The 8,514-nt window shown below is 41.8% G+C and carries 8 protein-coding genes; all 8 read left to right on the top strand.

Annotated features, from left to right (window positions below; genetic code table 11):
* Positions 1-435 precede the first annotated feature (435 nt).
* The 8 genes from V7659_RS09125 (at position 436) to pqqE (ending at position 8,370) form a co-directional block, all read left to right on the top strand.
* Complete coding sequence (locus V7659_RS09125) at positions 436-1,497, top strand: class I SAM-dependent methyltransferase (RefSeq protein ID WP_335539577.1); 1,062 nt, start codon at positions 436-438, stop codon at positions 1,495-1,497.
* Between the two features lie 405 nt (positions 1,498-1,902).
* Positions 1,903-3,831 carry an outer membrane protein assembly factor BamB family protein gene (locus V7659_RS09120; protein ID WP_335539582.1) on the top strand — a complete coding sequence of 643 codons (1,929 nt, stop codon included), beginning with the start codon at positions 1,903-1,905 and terminating at the stop codon, positions 3,829-3,831.
* A gap of 120 nt (positions 3,832-3,951) precedes the next feature.
* Positions 3,952-4,416: a hypothetical protein gene (locus V7659_RS09115; RefSeq protein ID WP_335539576.1), complete on the top strand. Its 465-nt coding sequence runs from the start codon at positions 3,952-3,954 to the stop codon at positions 4,414-4,416.
* 533 nt (positions 4,417-4,949) lie between these two features.
* On the top strand, positions 4,950-5,204 hold the full coding sequence (locus V7659_RS09110) for a hypothetical protein (protein ID WP_335539574.1): 255 nt from the start codon (positions 4,950-4,952) through the stop codon (positions 5,202-5,204).
* Positions 5,186-6,118 (top strand): pyrroloquinoline quinone biosynthesis protein PqqB, encoded by a 933-nt coding sequence (gene pqqB / locus V7659_RS09105; RefSeq protein ID WP_335539580.1) that lies wholly within the window; start codon positions 5,186-5,188, stop codon positions 6,116-6,118. The genes V7659_RS09110 and pqqB overlap by 19 nt, the downstream gene beginning before the upstream one ends.
* 5 nt (positions 6,119-6,123) lie before the next feature.
* Positions 6,124-6,864, top strand: a complete 741-nt coding sequence (gene pqqC / locus V7659_RS09100) for a pyrroloquinoline-quinone synthase PqqC (protein ID WP_335539572.1) — start codon at positions 6,124-6,126, stop codon at positions 6,862-6,864.
* 47 nt (positions 6,865-6,911) lie between these two features.
* A complete protein-coding gene (pqqD, locus tag V7659_RS09095) occupies positions 6,912-7,253 on the top strand; it encodes a pyrroloquinoline quinone biosynthesis peptide chaperone PqqD (protein ID WP_335539570.1) in 342 nt (113 codons plus the stop codon).
* Positions 7,228-8,370 (top strand): pyrroloquinoline quinone biosynthesis protein PqqE, encoded by a 1,143-nt coding sequence (pqqE, locus tag V7659_RS09090; RefSeq protein ID WP_335539568.1) that lies wholly within the window; start codon positions 7,228-7,230, stop codon positions 8,368-8,370. The genes pqqD and pqqE overlap by 26 nt, the downstream gene beginning before the upstream one ends.
* Positions 8,371-8,514: the final 144 nt, after the last annotated feature.

Genomic DNA, 8,514 nt, shown 5'->3' with positions numbered 1-8,514 from the left:
TTCATCAACCGGTCGCTTTTCATGAATAAGAAGGTATATTTTGGATTGTGAGATTCTATTTAACTATAGGGGCTGATTAGATAAAGATGAAGATCGCTTCGGCGGTCTCTTCTTACGATTAGTCAAGTATATTTCTAAGATTTATAGGAATATTTTTAGGGGGGTTTTTGGGCATTCTAAATTTCTTCCATTTTCTTTACTTCACTAAGGAGTAAAGTTTTTTTTATGCTATAATTAGTACCAGATAATAATACCAACTAATAGGTACTGACCCTGTTGAAACAAACTGTATACACCTAAACTGGAGATAATACTATGTTTATAAATAACAAATTAAAGTCACAAAGAGTTTCTGCATATTTTAAGTCACTGGGTATCAAAAACTGCTTTACCAAAGAAGACTTTTGGAGGCATGTAACCGAGGTTGACTCCTTCTTGACTAAGGAACTCCAACCCATTATGGAGCGTAAACTAAAAGGGAATCTTTATGAAGTGAAAAACCGAACACTGGCCTTCAGTTTGGCGGTAGAATCATGGACGATGAATTTCCATCAGTCTTTGCTCAACTGGATCAATCAGCAAACTCATTTAAAGCCGAAGCGGATTTTGGAAATTGGGTGTGATAATGGGTTGCTGTCTTGTTGGTACGCCTCGATTTTTCCAGATGCGGAGATCGTTGGCATTGAACAGTGTGGAAATGGAATTCAATGTGCACAGCAGTTGGCAATAAAGCAAGGGCTTAATAATGTGAGTTTTTACCAAATGGATTTTATGGAGGTAACTGAGCACTTTTCCCTGAATTCTTTTGATTTAATCATATCATCACGGACCTTTCATGAGATTATGGGGCCTATCATGATTTCAAACTATTGGTCACTTCTAGAGTACATGAAGGAGAATCCGACCTATGGTGACAGTCGTTATTTAGAAATAGTCCATCGTTTGTTAACGGAGGATGGATTGTTTCTCTCTTGCGAACAATTGAAAAATTCCGCAGATCTCGGAAGGTGGGCAAATGTGCTTCAGGATGCGGGTTTCCATATTCAATGGGATGACAGTGGTACCATCGAATACCATGAAATAGGAGTAGATAGGCTGTCTCCTGTGATTGTGGCGACAAAAAGGGAAACCAGTCTTGAAACCTTGAAAGGTATGGAACACCTATATACGAAAGGTTACCCACTTGTATTTGAGGAAGGTAGGTCCTATAAAGGAGGGACAGCGGAGTTTGCTTATCAACAGCTGGGAGAGAAAACATTCTACACAGGGATTCAATTGAATGTGAGGAACCATTGGCATGTGTTTCGACTTGAGCTTTGGGAGACAGATAGGTTTTTGCTTGTCTATAACTATGGAAATATGGGGTATCATGAATTGGATATTTTACCTGCCTGCGCATATGAAGAGGCACACAGGTTGATGGAGGAGGCGGTTGGGGAGTTCGGTCACCTTGGTCCGCTTGTTTGGTATCACACCTTGGATGAACGACCAGAATAGCAGCAGCTACAATCCCCATGCTATTTTAACTATAACCCGAACAATGGACATTTAAAAAGTCCATTGTTCGGGTTTTTGTTTTCCTTGGATTAAAATATGTTTAAAATCCATTTATAGGATTTTGGGTCAGTCCCCCAGCGTGGTGAAGCTTTACATCAATGGGGGACTGACCCATTTTGCCTTTTTTTATGCCTAAAATAAGTAATGGGTAGTCCAACAGTACAATTAAACTAAAAGAGAGAAGGAAGAATTAGCACTATTTGCATAATTTTTGTGCCTTAGGTAATTATACCAATGTTCTTATAAAAATTTGAATATCTTAAGGAGGTTTAAAGACTGAAAGTGGAAAAATTCATCATCAAAAATCGATGTTTTATTTCATAATGTCAGGAGGGTATTTTCGTGATGCGATATTTAAAGTCATTAGGTTTAGTTTTGTTAGCAAGTATCGTTATAGTTGGCTGTCAGTCAAATAATAAGAAGAATAATGCTAATAACAAAAAAGAGGAAACCAAGGAATCCAACCAGGCAAGTCAGGAAGATGTGACAGGATTCCCAAATTGGGGGTATGACCTTCAACATACCCGACATGTGCCTTATAAAGAGATAACAAAAGAGAATGTAACAAAAATGGGGATTGCATGGCAGCAGGATATCTTAGATTGGAATAAGGATATTCCAAATTTACAAGAAGATTTCCCTGTCGTCCACGACGGGATCATGTATGTGACTAGTTCGAAAAATCATGTGTTTGCAATCGATGCCGCAAGTGGAAAGAAGCTTTGGGCATGGACACCGCCCAAGGACGTACTTGATCATATTAATGGTTTGCCATGGCAGTCCAATGTGGCAAGTAGGGGTGTCGCAGTGGCGAATGGGAATGTATTTGTCTTGATGATCGATAATCGGCTGGCCAAACTGGATGCGAAGAACGGAAAACTGTTAAAAATGGTTAACTTTTGGGATCATGAACCTACTATCAAATTAGAAAACAGATACTATGAATCTTCAGCTCCGATGTATTATGATGGCAACGTTTACGTTGGTAGCAGCGGCGGTGATAATGGTACACGAGGTTTTGTTTGGGCGTTTAAAGCAGATACCCTGGAACCGCTATGGAAAGAGCCATTTTGGACCGTTCCTAAAAGAGGAACGGGCTGGGCGAAAGGTAAATTTACGGGGGGTGGTTCCGTATGGACACCGATGTCGTTTGATCCAGATACTGATATGATGTATTTTGCAGTAGGGAATCCAGCTCCGGACTTTTATGATGCAGATAGAAAAGGAAAAAATCCATATACCGATTCTATCACTGCTTTAGATAGTAAAACAGGGAAGTTTAAGTGGTCATCTACTCAAGTTGATCATGATATATGGGATTATGACGCTGCCGCAACACCGATGATTCTCAATGCAAAGGTTGACGGGAAAAAGCAAAAGGTTGTGGTTGAAGGCGGTAAGAATGGAAAGTGGTATGCGTGGGACGCAAAAACAGGGAAGACCATTTATGATGGGGTACCTTTTGTAAAGATTCAGCATTCGGACGTACCAAGCGATGAGAGTAAAGCAGTTCTCCAATGGCCAGGAACACCAGGTGGAGAAAGCTATGCTCCACAGACATATGACCCTGACACCAACTATGTGCTTATTCCAGGTATTAATAGTCCTAATTTAATGGTAGCCGCTAAAGATGCAAAAGAGATTGCAAAAGATAATAATACCTTCCCAGGAACAAAGATCCTTCCTTTGCCAAAGGATGTTGAGGTTTCTGGTACCATTACAGCAATTGATATGAATACAGGGAAAAAAGTATATCAAAATAAAACGGACGAGCCGATGTATGGCGGATTCACAAGTACGGCCGCCGGTCTTGCTTTCTACGGGGAATTGGATGGAAAGGTAAATGCTCTTGATATTAAAACAGGTAAAGTATTATGGAGCATGCAAAGTGGAGGAAAACAAATCAAAATGGCACCTTCCATATATACTGTTGACGGCAAAGAATATGTTGCAGTCATTACTGGTGGTACGAAGGTTGTTGTTTATGGTCTCGGAGGTAAGTTAAAACCTGGAGCTATAAATAAAAATGCAAAATTACAAGGGGAAGCAGACGTTGTTATCGATCCGGAAAAGGTTTACAAAAGAAGTTGTATTTCCTGTCACGGGGATAATCTTCAAGGCGCAACAGCACCAAATCTTCAACACATAGGTAAAACTATGTCTAAAGAGGACATATTGAATAAAATTCTTAATGGTGGCGACCGCATGCCAGCAGGTATGGCCAAAGGTGCAGAGGCTGAAGCACTAGCGGAATGGCTATCCAAAAAGAAATGATTTTTACTCCAGAAACAATCCGAGTCTGATTCTCTAATTCGGACTCAGATTGTTTCTTAAAAGGATAATTATACATTGACGAAACATCAGATATTCACGAAAAATAAGGATGGTGTTAATATGAGGAAATTACCGATTTATACCGTGCGATTCATTGGTGCCGCCTTATGCATTTCCTTACTCTTTGGATTTGCCTACCCAACATTGACCAATGCTCAGTCAAGTAATGGCTTAGGTTCATCCGAGTATAACGGAATCAGGTTAACTATCAATGATTATTCGATAATAAACCATGGCCAAGACATTCAGTTGCATTATACGATAACCACAAATTCAAATATCCCAGTTAGTCCGGATACTAAAAGTTTGATTGGGAACCCGTATATTTGGATTGGGAATACGTTAGTTCGTGAGGAATCAGAATCGTTTCAGAAAATAAGTGATAATGAGTATAAAGGAACGATCATAGCACAGCTGCAACATTACAGATCAGATAATTCTGAACTGTCATTTCACACACATGGAATAATGAATCAAAATGGACAATGGACAGTTAATTTTCATTTAAAGAGTAGCCAGTACTGAGGTGAAGTTGAAAAAACTAAAAGTATCCCAAGTTATTCTTGAGCCGTACGGGATATATCTTTTTATTGATTAGTTGGATTTCTAAAAGATTGATACGTTTCTTGGAGTTGCATCTATAACAACGAGAGTTAGATCATTTAATAAATCATTATATTAGTAAGTAGATAATCATAACGTAAACAACCTGAGTTCAATCATCATCCGGACTTAGGTTGTTTCTTTTTGTTCTTGTCCCTTTTTGCAATATATTGCCAAATCCAATACCACATTAGGACATCTTCAGGTCAAAATTCTGGTTATTTTGAGATATCTATCTACATAGATTATTTTGAAAGGGAAAATCCGACACCCCCGCGCAGGTGAGAATTTTCAATGTGGGTGTCATGAAAGGGGGTAGCGAATATGTGGGTGAAGCCTGAGTATAAAGTGATCAATACATCTCCTGAGGTGACAATGTATGCCTATATTGGCTAACAGCACAGCCTGCTTGCGCATGCATTTAATAGTTTTATAAATCAATGGAGGTAGGGAATATGAAAATAAAGCGGTACCTAAAATCAATGATTGGCGCGATTATTGGGTGTGCAACAGCCGGAGGATGGTTGGCCGTCGATCTCCTGCTCCCAGAACCAGTGGGTGACTATCTCCTGTATCCCCTCATGGCTGTAGTGAATATAGCGATTGGGTGGCAAGTTGGAAGGGCATTAGGTAAACCTAGGAATATTGGCAAAGAAGGTATTCAAGTCTCCAGTGAAAGGACTGAAGCCAAATTCGAATTAGAGTCTTAGGAGCAGCGGCTGGTGGCGGCTTTCCGCAGTGGAATTGTGCATGTCCAAATTGCCATAGTGTCCGCGAAGGAAACGATTCGCACCAGCCGTTATTACAATCATCGCTTGCTGTAAGTTCGAATGAAAAGGATTGGTATCTCATTAATGCGGGACCGGATGTTCACAGGCAGATTGAATCGTTTACTGCCCTGCATCCGGGTCCAGGTATAAGAGAGACTCCGCTGGCTGGTGTTATTTTAACCGATGCCGAGTTCGACCATACGATTGGGTTATTGTCATTACGGGAGGGTTCTTGTTTAACCATCTATGGAACCGAGACAGTACGAAAGTGTTTGCAGTCATTCTTTCCAGTGTTACCCATACTGAAAAACTATTGTTCATGGGAATGGCAGTCTCTTCACCCTGATCATCGCAAGCGGATAGGACTTCCGGGTGTAGGAGGAGAAGGAACCATCATCATCGAGACGGTCCCCGTTTCTAAAAAACCGCCGCTTTATACCCAGTCAAACAAGGAGGAGAATGACCCGGAAGATTTATGGGAGGTCGGGCTGGTTCTTTATAATGAGAGTACCGGCAGATGCCTTGCTTACTTTCCTACTTTAGAAAGGATCACCCCGGCTATAGAAGCTTGCTTTCAGAAGGCGGATATCTTGATGGTGGACGGAACTTTTTGGTCAGAAACTGAATTGGTTGAGTTGGGTGCAACCAAGCGCGATGCAAGAAATATGGGACATTTACCAATTAGCGGGCCATCGGGCATTGCTGAAAAGCTAGCCAAATACTCAGCCAAACGGAAAATTCTGATTCACATAAACAACAGCAACCCTATTCTTAAGAAGGACTCAATGGAAAGGCATACATTGGAACGGCTAGGTTTTGAGATTGCCTATGACGGTATGGAAGTGGAGGTGTGAACATTTTGGATCAAGGTGATTTCCTTAACCTAGAAAAGGTGTTAAATGAAACAAAGGAAAAATTATGGACGAGGGATGAATTCACAGAGCAATTAAAAGCTGTTGGAAGTTCCTTTTATCATGACAAACATCCATTTCATGTAGCGATGCATAAAGGAAAATTAAGCAGAGAACAGATCCGCGGTTGGGTGGCTAACCGGTACTATTATCAAAAATCAGTTCCGATTAAAGATGCAGCTATTCTTTCTAGGCTGCCGTCAAGGGATATGCGACGTGAATGGATTGGGCGAATCATTGACCATGACGGAACGCAAGGGGAAGAAGGTGGAATTGAAGCATGGCTTCGGCTTGGTGAAGCTGTGGGGTTATCCCGGGAAGAAGTAGCGCAGGAGGTCAGAGTCGTTCCGGGTGTTCGATTTGCTGTTGATGCCTATGTAAACTTTGCGCGGACAAAACCATGGATGGAAGCCGTTGCTTCCTCCCTAACCGAATTGTTTTCTCCTGATTTAATGTCAAAGAGAATGAAGGTCATTGAGCGCCTTTATCCATGGATTGACCGTGCAGGACTGGAATATTTTCAAAATCGCCTTTCACAGGCGCCGCGTGATGCCGATACAGCCCTTAAACTTGTGTTAACCTATTGCCAAACTCCGAAAGATCAAAGGCGGGCTGTTGCCGCACTGCGTTTCAAGTGTGATGTGTTGTGGGCACAACTTGATGCCATCGAAAACGCATATCCCCTATAAGAGTGAACGATGATTTTATCACTCACCCGAAAAATAAATGAAAGGTGGTGGAGTCAATTTTAGTTGACAGTATTCCAAGACTCGCAGCAAAGGCGCGATTAAAATTTGATAAAGTAAGGGAAAAGAATCTTCTTTTGTTACCGGAAAAGGTCGTGGTCTTGAACGAAACGGCTGCATCTATTCTTACTTTATGTGACGGAAGACAAACCGTAAACACCATCACTGAAAAAATAAGGGCTTCACTAAAGGCAGACACAGAAACTGCAGATACAAGTGCTTTGCCTGATTTGAAAACGATGAAAGCAGATATTTCTGAGTTTCTCCGGGAAATGGAGGATCAGGGTTGGGTGGTGATCCATAAACATGGTTCAGTCGATAACAAAGAATAATAATGGGGCTCCCCCCCCATATTCCTTGGTCGCGGAGCTAACTCATCGCTGTCCTTTGCATTGTCCATATTGTTCGAACCCTTTAGAAATGATTTCAAAGGCAATGGAAATATCGACCGGGGAGTGGTGCCGTGTTTTGTCTGAGGCGGCTGATCTGGGAGTTGTAGAAGTTCATTTTTCCGGTGGAGAACCACTTTTGCGAGGCGATTTGGAAGTTTTTATCCGCCATGCAAATAAATTAGAGATGTATACTAATCTCATAACCAGCGGCATTGGATTAACAACTGAAAAGGCTGCCCGGCTCTGTGATGCCGGACTGGAAAATGTGCAGGTGAGCTTTCAGGCAGGCGATGCAAAGCTTTCGGACATCATCGGCGGTTTTAAGGCTTTTGACAAGAAAAGGGAAGCTTGCAAAGCGGTAAAAAACGCCGGAATGTATTTATCATTAAATGTCGTGTTGCACCGAATGAATATTGATCATTTGGATGAGATTATTAAACTCGCCGAGGAGGTGGGTGCTGAACGTCTGGAACTGGCGAATACACAGTATTATAACTGGGCTTTGCTCAATCGGGAGCAGCTTTTGCCAAGCCGTGTTCAGATTGAGCGTGCCCGTGAAATCTATGACGCCGCAAAAGCGCGCATTGGGAAAAAAATCGAAATCATTTGGGTTATTTCTGATTATTATGCTCAGGCACCTAAGCCTTGTATGGGGGGATGGGGGACGATTGGCTTAACGGTAGCACCAAATGGGGCAGTCCTTCCTTGCCCGACAGCCGGGATGATTGAGGGTTTTTCCTTTGAAAATGTTCTTGACTCGTCACTAAGTCATATTTGGTATGAATCAGAGTCTTTTAACCATTTCCGCGGTGAAGAATGGATGCCAGAACCCTGCCTTTCGTGTGAACTAAGACACCAAGACGGAGGTGGGTGCCGTTGCCAGGCTTTTGCTTTAACTGGGGACGCTTATGCGACGGATCCAGTCTGCCAATGGGCGCCAAAACATTATCTGATTGAAAAAGCTGTACAGGACGCTAATTGCACCCCCATTATACAGTCATCACCTATCATTTATCGGAGATTTCAGCTAGACAGACCCGCATCAAAAAAAACATAAAACTCTAATAAAAATATGTGATTGCAAATTTGGTGCTAAGGGACTGCATACATAACCTTTGCGCCTTTTTTATATGACCCATTTAAAAAGAACCGTGGTCGCGAAACTGATCCAAACGAGGAGAATAACAATCGCTGCCGACCA

Source organism: Neobacillus drentensis (assembly GCF_036966985.1).
Classification (GTDB): Bacteria; Bacillota; Bacilli; order Bacillales; family Cytobacillaceae; genus Neobacillus; species Neobacillus drentensis_E.
The sequence above is the reverse complement of the archived record's forward strand: the minus strand, read 5'-3'. Positions and strand labels throughout refer to the sequence as shown.